We start from the raw sequence: 14,233 nt of genomic DNA on the forward strand, positions 1-14,233 counted from the left end.
CACGGCTCCGTCCCGCCCGGGCCCCGCCCGCGCCGTGCTCATGCTCGGCGCGGGCGCCGCGGCCCTCGCCGGGGCGGTCCTCCTCAGCCTCGTCATAGGCAGCAAGCCCACCTCCCCCACGGAGGTGTGGCAGGTGCTGACGGGCGGGGCGGACCCCTTCACCACCACCGTGGTGGAGAGCCGCTACCCCCGTACCCTCCTCGGCATCGTCGCCGGGGCGGCCCTCGCCCTGGCGGGCACCCTCATGCAGGGCATCACACGCAACCCCCTCGCCGACCCGGGCCTCCTGGGCGTCAACGCGGGCGCCGCCGCCGCGGTGGTCACCGCCACCGCGCTGCTCGGCCCCACCTCCGTCGCCGGCACGGTCTGGTGGGCGCTGCCCGGCGCCCTCGCCGCCGGACTGGCCGCCTACACCGTGGGCAGCCGGGGCGGCGACGGCGGGCTGGTGCGCCTCGTCCTGGCCGGAGCGGTGGTCTCCGCCGTGCTCAACGCCTACGTCCAGGCGGTGGCGCTGAGCATGCCCGAGACCTTCGACAGCTACCGCTACTGGGTCGTCGGCTCCCTGGGCGGACGCGGCTACGACGTCGTCCTGTCCGTGCTGCCCGTCATCGGCGTCGGCGTCCTGCTGGCGTTCCTCGTCGCGGGCGGCCTCAACGCCCTGGCCCTGGGGGAGGAGGCGGCGATCGCCACCGGGGCGAACACCGTGTGGATCCGCTCGGCGGGGCTGGTCGCGGGCGCCGTGCTCGCCGCGGGGGCCACCGCGGCGGCGGGCCCCATCGCCTTCGTCGGCCTCGCCGTCCCCCACGTGGTGCGGGCCCTGGTCGGCGTGGACTTCCGCGTCCAGGTGCCCTTCGCCCTGCTGGTCGGCCCCACCCTGCTGCTGGCCGCCGACGTCGTCGGCCGCACGATCGTCCGCCCCACGGAGCTGATGGTCGGCGTGGTCACCGCGTTCGTCGGCGCCCCCGTCCTGCTGTACGCGGTCAGGAAGATGCGGAGCGCCTCATGACCCGGTCCACCACCCGGACGCGGCGGCCGCGGCCGCCGCGCGGGGCCGCCCCGCCCGTGCTCGCGCTCGGGCCGGTCGCCCTGCCCGTCCACCCGCGCTCCGTGCTGTGCGCGGTCCTCCTCCTGGTGCTCGTGGCCGCCGCCGCGGCGGCCACCCTCGCCATGGGCAGGCTCGGCATCCCCCTCACCCGCCTGCCCGCCGTGGTCACGGGCGCGGGCGAGGCCACCGAGGCGTTCGTCCTCGGACGGCTGCGCGGCCCCCGCCTGGCCGTCGCCGTGGGCACCGGGGCCGCGCTCGGCCTGGCCGGCGCGCTCTTCCAGTCCGTCACCCGCAACCCGCTGGGCAGCCCGGACGTCATCGGCCTCGGGGCGGGGGCCGGGGCGGGGGCCGCCTTCGCCGCCCTCGTCCTGCCCGGCGTCGTCCCCGTGCCGATGGGCGCCCTCGCGGGAGCGGCCCTGGCCATGGCCGTGGTGGCCGCGGCCACCGGAACCGGGCTGCGCCACCCGGGGCGCCTCATCGTCGCCGGGATCGGCGTGGCCGCGATGGCCCAGGCGTTCACGCACTTCGTGGTGTCCGTGATGGCCCGCGACCAGGCCGGTGTCCTCTCCGCCTACGTCAACGGCAGCCTGGGCGCCAGGGCGTGGGAGCACGCCTGGACCATCTGGGCGGTCCTGCTCCTGGCACTGCCCTTCGTGGCGGCGCTGGCGGGCCCCGTCACCGTCAACGAGATGGGCGACGAGCTGGCCGACGCCCTCGGCGCGCGCGCCTCCGCGACCCGGACCGGGGCGGTCGTCCTGTCGGTGGTGCTCTCGGCCGCCGCCGTGAGCGTCGCCGGACCGATCGCGTTCGTGTCCTTGACCGCCCCGCAGATCGCCCGCAGGCTCAGCGGGGCCCCCGGCCCCAACCTCGCGCTGTCGGCCCTGGTCGGCGCGCTCCTGCTGGTGGCGGCCGACCTGGCCGTGCAGCAGTCGCCGGTGGGCGACGGACTGCCGGTCGGGATCTTCACCATGGGGTTCGGGGGCGTCTACCTGGGCTACCTGCTGGTTCGTGAATGGCGAAAGGGTGTGCTGTGAGTCCGGTACTGTCCGCGGAGGGCCTCACGCTGGGGTACGGGGCCGATCCGGTCGTGCGCGACCTGGACCTCGGTGTGGCCGAGGGGGAGTTCACCGTCATCGTCGGCCCCAACGGGTGCGGCAAGTCGACGCTGCTCAAGGCGCTGGGCCGGGTGAACAAGCCGATGTCGGGCCGGGTGCTCCTCAACGGCCAGGACATCCGGGGGCTGCGCGCCAAGGCGGTCGCCCGCCGGATGGCGCTCCTGCCGCAGAGCCCCGTCGCGCCGGAGGGCATCACCGTGCGCGCCCTCGCCGCTCGCGGGCGCTTCCCCCACCACACGCTGGTGCGGCAGTGGAGCCCCCGGGACGAGACGGCGATCTCCCGGGCACTGGAGCTCACCGGGCTGGCCGGCCTGGCCGACACCCAGGTCGGATCGCTCTCCGGCGGCCAGCGGCAGCGCGCGTGGGTGGCGATGGTCCTGGCGCAGGACACCGGCGTCCTGCTGCTGGACGAGCCGACCACGTTCCTGGACATCGCGCACCAGTACGACCTGCTGGAGCTGTTCGCCGACCTGCACCGCCAGGGGCGCACGATCGTCGCGGTCCTGCACGACCTGGCCCAGGCCGCCCGGTTCGCGACCCGCCTGGTCCTCATGGACGGGGGGAGGGTCGTCGCGGACGGCCCGCCCGGACAGGTCGTGACCGCGGCACTGGTGGAAGAGGTGTTCGGGCTGCCCTGCGACGTGGTGCCCGACCCGCGCACCAGCACGCCGCTGGTCATCCCGCACGAGCGCTCCTGAGGCGGCGCCCTCAGGCGCCTCCCCCGTCCGCCTCCCCCCGGTCCCGCCCGGCCTTGAACTCCTCCCAGTGGGACAGGAGGGTGTCGTGGTAGTCGTCCAGCCAGCTCATGTAGTCGTGCATGTTGCGCAGGCGGTTGCGCGCGGGCGGGCTCAGGGAGGGGAGCCGCTCCAGCGCGGACGCCGCGAGGTCCCTCTGCCGGCGCAGGTAGGAGCGCTCGTTGCGCAGGAACCCGCCCCACACGTCCTCGTCCATGGCGACCAGCCGTGAGCGGCTGTCCGGCGCGCCGACCATCTCGACGAAGCCCATCTCGCGCAGGCGGCGCACGGACTGGGACACCGAGCCCCGGCTGACCCGGGCGCCGTCGGCGATCTCCTCGGCGCTCACCGCCTCGCGGTCGGCGAGGAGCAGGTAGCCCACGATGCGCCCCTCGGTCCTGGGGCGGCCCTGCGACTGCCAGTACTCCGAGAACCCGCGGACGAAGTCGTCCCGGAACCCCTCGTCCCCGTCCGTGTCCGCCGCCCCGGTGCTCTCCGCCATGGCAGCCACGATAGCGCCCGGACGTGCCCGGGCGTCCTCGGAAGCGGCCCGGGTCACGGCGAGCGCAGGGACTCCAGCATCCCCGAGAACGCGGCCCAGACGTCGTCCAGGTCGCCGGGGTCCCCGCTCCCGGCCAGCCACAGCGCGGCCTCGTTCATGGCCCCGGAGAGCAGGTGGGCCAGGGGCGGCACCGGCTGGGGGCGCAGGACCCCCGCCCGGACGAGGCCGGTGAGCGCCTCCCGGAGGTGCCGCGCGGACCCGGCCTCGTCCAGGGAGCGCCAGGTGCTCCACCCGAGCACGGCCGGCCCGTCCACCAGCATGATCCGCCGCACGTCCGGAGCCGTGCTCGCGGTGAGGAAGGCCCGGCAGCCCGCGGTCAGCTGGTCCCACGGGTCCCGCCGGGCGTCCGCGGCGGCCGCCACGGCGTCGGCGACCTCGCCCTGGACCTCCTCCAGGACGGCGCGGAAGAGGTCCGGCTTGCCCTCGAAGTGGTGGTAGAGGGCGCCCTTGGTGACGTCGGCCGCCGCCACGATCCCGCTCAGTCCCACGCCTGCGTACCCGTGCTCGGCGAACAGCCGGCGCCCCTCGCGCAGGAGGGCCCTCCTGGTGCGCTCGCGCTGCCTGGCCCGGCTCCCGGTCTCCGCGGTCATGTTCCCCCACCTGTTGACATACCGAAGGTACGCGAATAGCGTACTTCACATACCAACGGTATGTGAAAGGCGGAGTCATGGAGCTCAGCGGTTTCTACCCGGTCATCGGCACCACCCGGATCCAGGAGGCCAGGGACTTCTACGTGGACCTGTTCGGCTTCGAGGAGACCTTCGCGGCCGACTGGTACGTCAGCCTGCGCCGCCCCGGGCCGCCCGACCGCGAGCTGGCACTGCTCGACCACCGCCACCCCACCGTCCCGGAGGGCTACCGCCGGCCGGCGCAGGGCGTGCTGCTCAACTTCGAGGTGGCGGACGTCGACGCGGAGTGGGAGCGCCTCGTCGTACGCGGCGGACTCCGCCCCGAGCTGGGGATCCGCACCGAGGACTTCGGGCAGCGGCACTTCATCGTGGCCGACCCCTCCGGGGTGCTCGTCGACGTCATCACGCCCGTCCCGCCCACGGGCGGCTACGAGGAGAACTACACCGACTCCTGACGGGGCCCTCCGCGCGGGAGGGGCCCGGACGGGTCTGGTCGGGCGCCCCTCGCGGGGGTACGGTCGGGTCGGTGGCAATGCCGACGGGACAGGGGGCGCACACCGTGGAGATGACACTGGACCAGGCCTCGCGACTGGCGTGGTCCGTCCACGCCGGGCAGGTGGACCGCGCCGGGCGCCCCTACAGCGAGCACGTGTTCGCGGTCCGCGACCTGCTGGCCCCCCACGGGGTGCACGCCCAGATGGCCGGGGTCCTGCACGACGTCCTGGAGGACACCCCCGTCACCGCCGACGACCTGCGCGGACGCGGCTGTCCCGAGGCGGTCGTCCGGGCGGTGGAGTCGGTGAGCCGGAGACCGGGGGAGTCCTACGGGGACCTGGTCCGACGGGCAGCGGCCGACCCCCTGGGGCGCCTGGTCAAGCTCGCCGACAACCGCCACAACTCCGACGAGGGACGACTGGCCGCGCTGCCCGCGGAGCAGGCGGACCGGCTGCGCGCCAAGTACGCACGCGCGCGGGAGATCCTGGAGGGCGGGCTGTCGGCGGTGCCGCCCCTGGGCGGTGCGGCGGGACCGGCCCCGGGGCCGGACCACAGGCGTCCCACGGGACCGGTGGCCACCCCCAGGTCCACCCTCGTGGTCATCTACACCGACCGCGCGGAGGAGTGCCGGTCCTTCTACACCGCTCTCGGTCTGGGCTTCCTCCGCGAACAGCACGGCCGGGGGGCCGTGCACCACGCGGCCGTGCTGGCCGACGGAGTGGTGTTCGAGATCTACCCGGCGACGGCCGAGCGCTCCACGGGCGCCGTCCGCCTGGGGTTCACCGTGAACGGCCGCCTCGCGACGCCTCCCCTGGAGCCCGGCCGCCACACGCTCACCGACCCCGACGGCCGCGCGGTGGACGTGGTCGCCGTCTGAGGGGCCGGGCGGGGCGCCCCGGCGTGTGCGCAAGGTACCAGCCGGTCGGTATGCTTGGCCGACGGGCGTCCTCAGGACGGCGGGGGCACGAAGTGAGGCAGGACATGGCGCGAGCACAGCAGGCGGTCGATCCGGGAACGGGCACCGGGTCCGTCCCCGAGAGGCTGCTGGGGGCGGCGACCAGGCTGTTCGCCGAGCGGGGCTACGAGGGGACCTCCGTCCAGGAGGTGGTCGTCGCCGCGGGCGTCACCAAGGGGGCAATGTACCACTACTTCGGGTCCAAGGACGACCTCCTCTACGAGGTCTACGCCCGGGTCCTGCGCATGCAGACCGAGCACCTGGTCCGGATCGCCGGGCGGGAGGCTCCGGTGGCCGAACGCGTCCACGCGGCCGCGGCCGACGTCATCGTCACCAGCATCGCCAACCTGGACGACACCGTCATCTTCTTCCGCTCCATGCACCAGCTCAGCGAGGAGAAGCAGCGCGCCGTGCGCGCCGAACGGCGCGGCTACCACGAGGTCTTCCGCGACATGGTGGCCCAGGGGCAGAGCGAGGGCGTCTTCCGCGACGACGTCTCCGCGGACCTGGTGGTCAACTACTTCTTCGGGTCGGTCCACCACCTGAGCACCTGGTACCACCCGGGCGGGCCGCTGACCGGCGAGGACGTCGGCCGCCACTTCGCCGACCTGCTCGTCGCGGGGCTGCGCCCGGCGTCCTGAGGACGCCGGGCCCGGGACCCGGCGACGGGGGAGCCCGCGGCGCCCGCGGGGCGCCGCGGGCCGTGCTCCTCCGGGCCTCCGCCCCGTGCCCGGGTGTCCCACGGCGCGGGAGCCCCCGGCCGCCGTGCGCGTTCCCGGGGAACGAGGGCACACGCACAGCGACCTCCGGGGCGCCGCGGGCACCCGGGCCGTGCTCGTCCCGGGCCTTCCGTCGCGCTAGCGGTACTTGCGCAGCTCGGCCCGGCCCAGCGAGCGCAGGTGCACCTCGTCGGGGCCGTCGGCCAGCCGCAGGGAGCGCACGCCCGCCATCCAGCCGGCCAGCGGCAGGTCCTGGCTCACCCCGGCGGCCCCGTGCGCCTGGATCGCCTTGTCCATGATCCACTCCACCGTGCGCGGGGTGGCGATCTTGATCGCCTGGATCTCGGTGTGCGCGCCGCGGTTGCCGACCGTGTCCATCAGGTAGGCGGTCTTGAGCACCAGCAGCCGCAGCTGCTCGATCGACACGCGCGCCTCGGCGATCCACTCGCGGACCACGCCCTGCTCCGCCAGGGGCCGCCCGAACGCCACGCGGTCCAGCACGCGCCGGCAGGTGAGCTCCAGGGCCCGCTCGGCCATGCCGATGAGCCGCATGCAGTGGTGGATGCGGCCGGGGCCCAGCCGGGCCTGGGCGATGGCGAACCCCTCGCCCTCCCCGCCGACGAGGTTCTCCGCGGGCACCCGCACGTCCTCGAACAGGACCTCCGCGTGGCCGCCGTGGTCGCTGTCGTCGAAGCCGTACACGGACATGCCGCGCCGCACCGTCAGCCCCGGGGTGTCGCGCGGCACCAGCACCATGCTCTGCTGGCGGTGCCGGTCGGCGTCGGGGTCGGTCTTGCCCATCACGATGAAGACCGCGCACTCGGGGTTGAGCGCGCCGGTGATGAACCACTTGCGCCCGTTGACCACGTACTCGTCACCGTCACGGACAATGCTGGTGGTGATGTTGGTGGCGTCGGAGGAGGCCACCTCCGGCTCGGTCATCGCGAACGCCGAGCGGATGTCCGCGGCCAGCAGGGGTTCCAGCCAGCGCTTCTTCTGCTCGGGGGTGCCGAACATCGTCAGCACCTCCATGTTCCCGGTGTCGGGCGCCGCGCAGTTGAGCGCGGCGGGAGCCAGCCTCGGGCTGCGGCCGGTGATCTCGGCCAGCGGCGCGTACCGGAGGTTGTCCAACCCGCCGTGCTCCGGGTGTCCGGCCAGGAACAGGTTCCACAGCCCCTGTTCGCGCGCCCGAGCCTGGAGCTCGCGCACCACCGGCGCGGTCGACCACCGGTCCTCCCGCGCGGCGAGCTGTTCCTCCAGCACCGCCTCGGCCGGGTAGACGTGTTCGTCCATGAAGGCCAGCAGCCTCTGGCGAAGCTCCTCGGTCCCCTCGTCGTAGGCGAAGTCCATCAGTCCTCCTCGAGCATCGTGTGGGCGCGCTCCACCAGGGGGGCGACCACGTCGCCGATCCGGTCGAAGCCCGCGCCGACGGTCAGTCCCTTGCCGTGCCGGAAGTGGATGCCCTCGGCGATGACGGCGAGCTTGAAGCAGCCCAGGGCCACGTACCACGCGAGCCGGGACACGTCACGGCCGGTCGTGGCCGCGTACATCGCCACCAGCTCCTCCGGCGGGGGGAACCCCTCGGCGGACGTCGCCGGGACCCCGCCGATCCCGACGGGCTGCTGCTGGTACACGAGCATCAGGCCCAGGTCCACGAGCGGGTCGCCGAGCGTGGCCATCTCCCAGTCCAGCACCGCGGTGATGCGCCCCTCCGGGGTCGCCAGCACGTTGTCGAGCCGGTAGTCGCCGTGCACGACGGCGGGGGCCGACGGCTCGGGGAGGGTCGCGGCCAGCTTCGCGCGCAGTTCGTCGATCCCCGGGACGTCCCGGCTGCGCGAGGCCTCCCACTGCTTGCCCCACCTGCGCACCTGGCGTTCCAGGAACCCCTCCGGGCGGCCGAAGCCGCTCAGCCCGACCTCCTCGGGCACCACCGCGTGCAGCACGCCGAGGGTGGCGATGAGCTCCTCGGCGACCCTGCGGGCGGTGCCCGGCCCCAGCGGCGCGATCTCGTCCCGGGTCCGGAAGGGCGTTCCCCCCACGTACTCCATGACGTAGAAGGGCGCGCCCAGCACCTCCGGGTCCTCGCACAGGAGGTGGGTGCGGGGGACCGGTACCCCGGTGTCCCGCAGCGCGGTCATCACCCGGTACTCGCGGGACATGTCGTGGGCGGTCGCCAGCACGTGCCCGAGCGGGGGCCGGCGCACGACCCATTCGCCGGTCCCGTCGCGGACCACGTAGGTCAGGTTGGACCTGCCCCCCGCGACCACCCTTCCGCGCAGCGGTCCCGTGACCAGTCCCGGCCGTGCGGCGTCCAGGTGGGCGCGCAGGCGGTCCAGGTCCAGCCCCGGCAGGCCGGTTCGTTCGTCGCTCATGCGTTCCCCTCGAAGACCTTGGCCTGGAGGCGGCGCATCCCCGCGAGCCAGCGGTCGGTGTCGTTCGCCCTGGCGGCGTAGTGGTCGGCGACCCGGGGGTGGGGCAGGATCAGGAACCGCCTGTCGGCCAGGCCGGCCATCACGGCGTCCGCGACCTCCTCCGGGGTGATGGCCTCCGCCGCCAGGATGGCCTTGCCGGTGTCCCCGGACGCCTCCAGCAGGTTCGTGCGCACCCCGAGCGGGCAGACGCACTGGACGGTGATCCCGCGGTCCCCGTAGGTGGCCGACAGCCATTCGCCGAAGGACAGGGCGGCGTGCTTGGTCACCGAGTACGGCGCGCTGCCCAGCATCGTGAGCAGGCCGGCCGCCGAGACGGTGGACAGGAAGCGTCCGCTGCCCCGCTCCAGCCAGCCGGGCACCAGCTCCCGCGCGGCGCGCACGTGCGCCATGACGTTGACCTGCCAGGCCAGGTCCCAGTCCTGTTCGGAGGCCTCGGGGCCCCCGGCCACCCCCACCCCCGCGTTGGCGGCGTACAGGTCGATGGCGCCCAGGTGGGCCCCGGCCTCGGCGATGAGCGCGGTCACGCCCGCCTCGCTCGCGGCGTCGCCCGGGACCGCGACCCCGCCGATCTCCGCGGCCACGGCCTCGGCCGCGCCCGCGTCGATGTCGTTGACCACCACGCGCGCCCCGGCCCCGGCCAGCCTGCGCGCGATGGCGGCGCCGATGCCGTTGCCCGCGCCGGTGACGACCGCCCCGCTGTCGGTCAGGTCCATGTCACACGCCCCCGGTCAGGGTGACGCCGCCGTCGAGGACGAGCGTGCGGCCGGTGATCCAGGAGGCGTCGTCCGAGAGCAGGAACGCGACCGCGCCCGCGACGTCCTCGGGCACGCCGAGGCGGCCCAGGGGGTACTCGGCGGCGAGCTTCTCCTCGCGTCCCTCGTACAGGGCGGCGGCGAATCTGGTCTTGACCACGGCCGGGGCGACCCCGTTCACGCGGACGCCGGGGCCGAGTTCGACGGCGAGCTCCTCCGTGATGTGCAGGAGCATCGCCTTGGTGGCCCCGTAGAAGCCGATGCCGGGGGCCGGCTTGAGTCCGGCGACCGAGGAGACGTTGACGATCGCCCCTCCGTGCTCGGCCATCCAGGCCTTGTACGCCTTCTGCACCCACGAGATCGCGGACAGGGCGTTGACCTCGAAGATCTTGCGGGCGGCGTCCAGGTCCAGGTCCACCATCCGCCCGTACACCGGGTTGATGCCGGTGTTGTTGACGAACATGTCGACGCTGCCGAAGGCCTCCAGGGTCGCGGCGACGGCCTCGTCCTGGTGGCGCGGGTCGTCCGCCCGACCGGGCACGCCGATGGCGTGCCCGGGTCCGCCCAGGGCCTCGACGGCCTCCTGGAGGGGTTGGGGCTTGCGCGCGGTGACGCACACGCGCGCGCCCTCGTCGACGAGTCGCCGGGCGACGGCCAGGCCGATGCCGCGGCTCGCGCCGGTGACGATGGCGGTCCGGCCGCTGAACCGGGAAGTCATCACGTTCTCCTTAAACCGACTGGTCGGTATGCAACGGAGACTCTATGTCCCCGGAGGCGCGTGCCGCAAGGGGCGCGAGCGGCGCGGAAGCGGGACAATGGCGGCGCGGGCCACCGTCCCCCGCCTCCGAGCCACAGACAGAGGACTCCCCATGACAACCGACGTCGCCGACCGACCGGACCAGCGCCGATACGAGATCACCGCCGACGGCGAGACCGCCGGGTACGCCGAGTACATCCTCACCGGCGAGCTGGTCACCTTCACCCACACCGAGATCGACCCCGCCTTCGAGGGGCGGGGGCTGGGCGGCGCCCTGGTCCGCGGCGCGCTGGACGACGTGCGCTCGCGGGGCCTGGCGGTCCTGCCGCTGTGCCCGTTCGTCAAGGGCTGGATCCAGCGGCACCGCGAGTACGCCGACCTGGTCTACCGGTCCCCGTCCGAGTAGGCCGGCCGGGGGCCCGGGGCCGGCCCCCGCGGGACCTGCGGCCCCGCGGGCCCCGCCGGGGTGGCGGCCGAACGCGCCGGGCCCTGCCGAACTGGTGAATCTACATCGTAAAGGCAGTGCTCGACCTGTGGCCGCCCGGGGGGATCACGCCCGGGGGTCGAGGGTGAGCTTGCCGGTCGTGCCCCTGGACCGCAGCGCCTCGTGCGCCCGGCGGGCCTCGGCGAGCGGATAGGTCCCGCCGAGCACCGGCTTCAGGTTCCCGGCGGCCACCAGGGAGAAGAGCTCCGCCATCGCCGTCCCCATGACCTCGCCGGGCAGCCGCCACACGTGGGGCAGCCACATGCCGCCCACCGTGGTGGAGTACTTCATCAGGTTGGCCGGCTGGACCGGGCTGGGCAGCTCGCGGGAGGCCATCCCGTAGAACGCCAGGCGGCCGAACGGGGCGAGGGCCCGCACGCTCTCGTCCGTCACCCGGCCGCCGACCATGTCCAGCACGACGTCCACCCGGCGTCCGCCGTTGGCCTCGATCAGGGCCTCGGTCATGTCCGGCGCCGAGGAGTCCACGACGGCGTCCGCGCCCAGCTGCAGCGCCAGTTCGCGCTTCTCCGCGCTGCTCGCCACCGCGACGACCCGTCCCGCGCCGAACCGCTTGGCGAGCTGGACGGCGAGCGTGCCCACGCCCCCGCCCGCCGCGTGCACCACGACCGACTCGCCGGGGTCCAGCCGCGCCGTCTTGCTCAGCAGGACCCACGCGGTGGCGCCCTGGACGACCAGGGCGAGGGCGTCGTCGTCGGTCACCTCGTCGGGGATCTCGAAGCTCATGCCGGGGGCCGCGGCGGCCCGCTCGGCGTAGCCGCCGCTGGAGGACAGGGCGACGACCCTGTGGCCGTCCGGGGTGAGCCCGGCGATCTCCATGCCGGGCACGAGGGGGAGGGACGCGGGCGACAGGTAGCTGTTCTCCGCCTGGTGGGTGTCGGCGTAGTTGACGCCCGAGCGGGTGACGTCGACGAGCACCTCGCCGGGGCCGGGCTCGGGGTCGGGCAGTTCCGCGAGTTCGAGGACCTCGGGGCCGCCGAACTCGGTGATCTGGATGGCGCGCATGGGGACCCTTCGTTCGTGTGCTCATACCGACCGGGTGGTATGTTACCGGCCGCCGTGCGGGCGGAGCGTCCGGCCCGCCGGAGACGGAGGGGTGGGGCCGGGGGGCTTGCGCGCCTATACCTAACGTTGTTAGGTGGGGGTGTCGTGAACCGAGGGAAGGACGCACGTGGACGCCGAGCACACAGTGAGGACGAGGGCCGGACGGGTCCGGGGCACCGTCTCCCAGCGATCCGAGAACGGCGGGGTCACCGTCCACCGCGGCATCCCCTACGCCGCGGCGCCGTTCGGCGACCTCCGCTTCTCGGCGCCCGCCCCCGCACCCGCCTGGGACGGCGTCCGCGACTGCACCGCCTTCGGCCCGCCGCCCCCGCAGGGCGCCCAGCTCCTCGGCGCCGCGCCCTGGAACGCGCGGATGTCCCCGGACTGCCTCTCGCTCACCGTGTGGTCCGCCGCGCGCGAGGGCGACCGCGCGCCCGTCCTCGTGTGGATCCACGGCGGCGCGTACATCGTCGGGGCCTCCTCCGAGGCCGCCTACGACGGCACCGGACTGGCCGAGAGCGGACTCGTGGTCGTCGGCGTCAACTACCGGGTCGGCTTCGAGGGCTTCGGCCACGTGCCGGGCCGCCCCGACAACCGGGGCCTGCTCGACCAGGCGGCCGCGCTGCGCTGGGTGCGCGACAACGTCGCGGCCTTCGGCGGCGACCCGGACAACGTCACGGTCGCGGGGGAGTCGGCCGGAGCCGGGTCCGTGGTGTGCCTCATGGCCTCCCCCGTCGCCGACGGGCTCTTCCGCCGGGCGATCGCGCACAGCGTCCCCGGAGACATGATCACCCCGGACACCGCCCGCTCGGTCTCGGAGCGCGTGGCCGGGGCCGCCGGGGTGCCCCTGGACGCCGACGCCCTCGCCGCGCTCGCGCCGGAGGCGGTGCTGGAGGCCGTCGACACCGTGCTCTCCGCCCCGTCCGGCTCCTCCGGCGGCGTGCGCGCCAAGGCCTTCACCTGCTTCGCCCCCGTCGTCGGAGGGCCCGAGCTGCCCCTGCCCCCGCTGGAGGCGGTCGCCGGCGGAGCGGCGGCCGGGGTGGACCTGCTCACCGGCCACAACGCCCACGAGTACCGGCTGTTCACCGAACTGGGGCAGAGCGTGGAGATCGACGACGAGTCGGCCCTCGAGCTGACAGCGGCCCGCCTGGGGCTCGGGGAGGGCGCGGTCGCCGCCTACCGGGCGGCGGACCCCGGGGCCTCCCCGCGCCTGCTGTACGCCGCCATCCAGGGCGACGCCGTGTTCGGCGAGTACACGGTGCGCCTCGCCGAGGCGCACGCCTCCGGCGGGGGACGCGCGCACCTCTTCCGGCTGGCCTTCGAGAGCCCCGCCCTGGGCGGCCGGCTGGGGGCCTGCCACGCGCTGGACCTGCCGTTCGCGTTCGGCAACCTGGACACGGACCTCGCGCTGTTCCTCCTCGACGGCAAGCCCACCGAGGCCCACACGGCCCTGTCCGGGCGCATGGTGGCGGCCTGGCGCGACTTCGCCGCCACGGGGGACCCGGGGTGGCCCGCCGTGACCGCCGGCGCCACCGCGGTGAAGGTGTGGGACGTCGAGGACGCGCTCGGCTCCGCGGACGCGGAGCCCCTGCGCGCGCTCTGGTCGGAGATCCCCCTCACGCCCAGGTAGGAGCGCCCGGCCGCCCCGTGCCCACTGCGACCCTGGCGCTAGCATGAGGCTACGGGGACACGGGGGGTGGCCGATGGTGGGGGACGACGACGTGTCCAAGGCGTTGTCGGAGGCGCGCGACGACGTGGCGCGCTTCCTGATGTCGTACAAGTTCGCCATCGACACCACGATGGCGAAGGTGAACATCCTCAACGAGGAGTTCCGCTACGTCCACGACCACAACCCGATCGAGCACGTCAGCTCGCGGCTGAAGTCGCCCGCCAGCATCATGGAGAAGGCGCGCCGCCGGAACTGCTCGCTGGACCTTGGGGACATCCGGGCCACCATCCTGGACATCGCCGGTATCCGCATCACCTGCAGCTTCGTCTCGGACGTGTACACGATCCGGGACATGCTGGCCGGGCACGAGGACATCCGGGTGACGGAGGTCAAGGACTACGTCGAGGCGCCCAAGGCCAACGGCTACCGCAGCCTGCACCTGCTGGTCGAGACGCCGGTGCGGATGTCCGACCGCACCGAGCAGGTCCCGGTGGAGATCCAGATCCGCACGATCGCGATGGACTTCTGGGCGAGCCTGGAGCACAAGATCTACTACAAGTACGCCAAGGACGTGCCCCGGGACCTGCTCGACGAGCTGAGGGAGGCGGCGGAGACCGCCAACCGGCTCGACGTCACGATGGAGCGCCTGCACAACGAGGTCCGCGAGCTCGGGGACGGGACCGAAGACCGCCTTCCCGGCCCGGAGGAGCTGCGGGCGCTCCCGGTGGCCGAGGACCTGCTCCGCGCCCTGAGCGACCGGGTGCGCGGCGCGAGCGGCTGAGCGCCGCCCGGTCCACGGTGTCATGGGGGCGGGGCCTCCGGG

General features: G+C 74.4%; 16 protein-coding genes. 9 read left to right on the forward strand and 7 right to left on the reverse strand.

Annotation, left to right across the window (positions count from 1 at the left end):
* Nucleotides 1-40: 40 nt before the first annotated feature.
* Genes OUQ99_RS09665 through OUQ99_RS09675 form a run of 3 tightly spaced genes read left to right on the forward strand, consistent with a single transcriptional unit; the run spans nt 41 to nt 2,858 of the window.
* A complete protein-coding gene (locus OUQ99_RS09665; RefSeq protein ID WP_267950327.1) occupies nt 41-1,006 on the forward strand; it encodes a FecCD family ABC transporter permease in 966 nt (321 codons plus the stop codon).
* The gene (locus tag OUQ99_RS09670) at nt 1,003-2,079 is read left to right on the forward strand and encodes a FecCD family ABC transporter permease (RefSeq protein ID WP_267949085.1); all 1,077 of its coding nucleotides are present in this window, start codon (nt 1,003-1,005) and stop codon (nt 2,077-2,079) included. Before OUQ99_RS09665 ends, OUQ99_RS09670 begins: the two co-directional genes overlap by 4 nt.
* Nucleotides 2,076-2,858 (forward strand): ABC transporter ATP-binding protein, encoded by a 783-nt coding sequence (locus OUQ99_RS09675; protein ID WP_267949086.1) that lies wholly within the window; start codon nt 2,076-2,078, stop codon nt 2,856-2,858. The genes OUQ99_RS09670 and OUQ99_RS09675 overlap by 4 nt, the downstream gene beginning before the upstream one ends.
* Before the next feature lie 10 nt (nt 2,859-2,868).
* On the opposite strand, the gene OUQ99_RS09680 is transcribed toward OUQ99_RS09675, so the two are convergent.
* Entirely contained in the window at nt 2,869-3,396 is a 528-nt protein-coding gene (locus tag OUQ99_RS09680) for a GbsR/MarR family transcriptional regulator (protein WP_267949087.1), read from the reverse strand.
* Nucleotides 3,397-3,449: 53 nt separating this feature from the next.
* Nucleotides 3,450-4,046 carry a TetR/AcrR family transcriptional regulator gene (locus OUQ99_RS09685; RefSeq protein WP_267949088.1) on the reverse strand — a complete coding sequence of 199 codons (597 nt, stop codon included), beginning with the start codon at nt 4,044-4,046 and terminating at the stop codon, nt 3,450-3,452.
* Nucleotides 4,047-4,123: 77 nt separating this feature from the next.
* On the opposite strand from OUQ99_RS09685, the gene OUQ99_RS09690 reads away from it, so the two are divergent.
* The 3 genes from OUQ99_RS09690 (at nt 4,124) to OUQ99_RS09700 (ending at nt 6,176) form a co-directional block, all read left to right on the forward strand.
* Nucleotides 4,124-4,540, forward strand: a complete 417-nt coding sequence (locus tag OUQ99_RS09690; RefSeq protein ID WP_267949089.1) for a VOC family protein — start codon at nt 4,124-4,126, stop codon at nt 4,538-4,540.
* Between the two features lie 77 nt (nt 4,541-4,617).
* Nucleotides 4,618-5,457 (forward strand): HD domain-containing protein, encoded by an 840-nt coding sequence (locus tag OUQ99_RS31570; RefSeq protein WP_344184088.1) that lies wholly within the window; start codon nt 4,618-4,620, stop codon nt 5,455-5,457.
* 104 nt (nt 5,458-5,561) lie between these two features.
* Nucleotides 5,562-6,176, forward strand: a complete 615-nt coding sequence (locus OUQ99_RS09700; RefSeq protein ID WP_267949090.1) for a TetR/AcrR family transcriptional regulator — start codon at nt 5,562-5,564, stop codon at nt 6,174-6,176.
* 216 nt (nt 6,177-6,392) lie between these two features.
* On the opposite strand, the gene OUQ99_RS09705 is transcribed toward OUQ99_RS09700, so the two are convergent.
* Genes OUQ99_RS09705 through OUQ99_RS09720 form a run of 4 tightly spaced genes read right to left on the reverse strand, consistent with a single transcriptional unit; the run spans nt 6,393 to nt 10,156 of the window.
* Nucleotides 6,393-7,604 (reverse strand): acyl-CoA dehydrogenase family protein, encoded by a 1,212-nt coding sequence (locus tag OUQ99_RS09705; RefSeq protein ID WP_267949091.1) that lies wholly within the window; start codon nt 7,602-7,604, stop codon nt 6,393-6,395.
* Nucleotides 7,604-8,626 carry a phosphotransferase family protein gene (locus OUQ99_RS09710; protein WP_267949092.1) on the reverse strand — a complete coding sequence of 341 codons (1,023 nt, stop codon included), beginning with the start codon at nt 8,624-8,626 and terminating at the stop codon, nt 7,604-7,606. Before OUQ99_RS09710 ends, OUQ99_RS09705 begins: the two co-directional genes overlap by 1 nt.
* Nucleotides 8,623-9,399: an SDR family oxidoreductase gene (locus OUQ99_RS09715; RefSeq protein ID WP_267949093.1), complete on the reverse strand. Its 777-nt coding sequence runs from the start codon at nt 9,397-9,399 to the stop codon at nt 8,623-8,625. The genes OUQ99_RS09710 and OUQ99_RS09715 overlap by 4 nt, the downstream gene beginning before the upstream one ends.
* Nucleotide 9,400: 1 nt before the next feature.
* On the reverse strand, nt 9,401-10,156 hold the full coding sequence (locus tag OUQ99_RS09720; protein ID WP_267949094.1) for an SDR family oxidoreductase: 756 nt from the start codon (nt 10,154-10,156) through the stop codon (nt 9,401-9,403).
* A gap of 151 nt (nt 10,157-10,307) precedes the next feature.
* Here OUQ99_RS09720 and OUQ99_RS09725 point away from each other — a divergent pair, with 151 nt between their 5' ends.
* A complete protein-coding gene (locus tag OUQ99_RS09725; protein ID WP_267949095.1) occupies nt 10,308-10,601 on the forward strand; it encodes a GNAT family N-acetyltransferase in 294 nt (97 codons plus the stop codon).
* A gap of 144 nt (nt 10,602-10,745) precedes the next feature.
* On the opposite strand, the gene OUQ99_RS09730 is transcribed toward OUQ99_RS09725, so the two are convergent.
* Nucleotides 10,746-11,702 (reverse strand): quinone oxidoreductase family protein, encoded by a 957-nt coding sequence (locus OUQ99_RS09730; protein ID WP_267949096.1) that lies wholly within the window; start codon nt 11,700-11,702, stop codon nt 10,746-10,748.
* Between the two features lie 166 nt (nt 11,703-11,868).
* On the opposite strand from OUQ99_RS09730, the gene OUQ99_RS09735 reads away from it, so the two are divergent.
* The gene (locus OUQ99_RS09735) at nt 11,869-13,371 is read left to right on the forward strand and encodes a carboxylesterase/lipase family protein (protein WP_267949097.1); all 1,503 of its coding nucleotides are present in this window, start codon (nt 11,869-11,871) and stop codon (nt 13,369-13,371) included.
* A 73-nt stretch (nt 13,372-13,444) separates the two neighbouring features.
* Nucleotides 13,445-14,191 (forward strand): GTP pyrophosphokinase, encoded by a 747-nt coding sequence (locus tag OUQ99_RS09740; protein ID WP_267949098.1) that lies wholly within the window; start codon nt 13,445-13,447, stop codon nt 14,189-14,191.
* The last annotated feature ends 42 nt before the right edge of the window (nt 14,192-14,233 follow it).

It is taken from the genome of Streptomonospora nanhaiensis (assembly GCF_026642255.1).
GTDB classification, from domain to species: domain Bacteria; phylum Actinomycetota; class Actinomycetes; order Streptosporangiales; family Streptosporangiaceae; genus Nocardiopsis; species Nocardiopsis tropica.

Bases quoted from the DNA above. Each gene is read 5' to 3' on its own strand.
- OUQ99_RS09665 (WP_267950327.1), top strand. From the start codon at position 41: ATGCTCGGCGCGGGCGCCGCGGCCCTCGCCGGGGCGGTCCTCCTCAGC.
- OUQ99_RS09670 (WP_267949085.1), top strand. From the start codon at position 1,003: ATGACCCGGTCCACCACCCGGACGCGGCGGCCGCGGCCGCCGCGCGGG.
- OUQ99_RS09680 (WP_267949087.1), bottom strand. From the start codon at position 3,396: ATGGCGGAGAGCACCGGGGCGGCGGACACGGACGGGGACGAGGGGTTC.
- OUQ99_RS09685 (WP_267949088.1), bottom strand. From the start codon at position 4,046: ATGACCGCGGAGACCGGGAGCCGGGCCAGGCAGCGCGAGCGCACCAGG.
- OUQ99_RS09690 (WP_267949089.1), top strand. From the start codon at position 4,124: ATGGAGCTCAGCGGTTTCTACCCGGTCATCGGCACCACCCGGATCCAG.
- OUQ99_RS31570 (WP_344184088.1), top strand. From the start codon at position 4,618: ATGCCGACGGGACAGGGGGCGCACACCGTGGAGATGACACTGGACCAG.
- OUQ99_RS09700 (WP_267949090.1), top strand. From the start codon at position 5,562: ATGGCGCGAGCACAGCAGGCGGTCGATCCGGGAACGGGCACCGGGTCC.
- OUQ99_RS09705 (WP_267949091.1), bottom strand. From the start codon at position 7,604: ATGGACTTCGCCTACGACGAGGGGACCGAGGAGCTTCGCCAGAGGCTG.
- OUQ99_RS09710 (WP_267949092.1), bottom strand. From the start codon at position 8,626: ATGAGCGACGAACGAACCGGCCTGCCGGGGCTGGACCTGGACCGCCTG.
- OUQ99_RS09715 (WP_267949093.1), bottom strand. From the start codon at position 9,399: ATGGACCTGACCGACAGCGGGGCGGTCGTCACCGGCGCGGGCAACGGC.
- OUQ99_RS09720 (WP_267949094.1), bottom strand. From the start codon at position 10,156: ATGACTTCCCGGTTCAGCGGCCGGACCGCCATCGTCACCGGCGCGAGC.
- OUQ99_RS09725 (WP_267949095.1), top strand. From the start codon at position 10,308: ATGACAACCGACGTCGCCGACCGACCGGACCAGCGCCGATACGAGATC.
- OUQ99_RS09730 (WP_267949096.1), bottom strand. From the start codon at position 11,702: ATGCGCGCCATCCAGATCACCGAGTTCGGCGGCCCCGAGGTCCTCGAA.
- OUQ99_RS09740 (WP_267949098.1), top strand. From the start codon at position 13,445: ATGGTGGGGGACGACGACGTGTCCAAGGCGTTGTCGGAGGCGCGCGAC.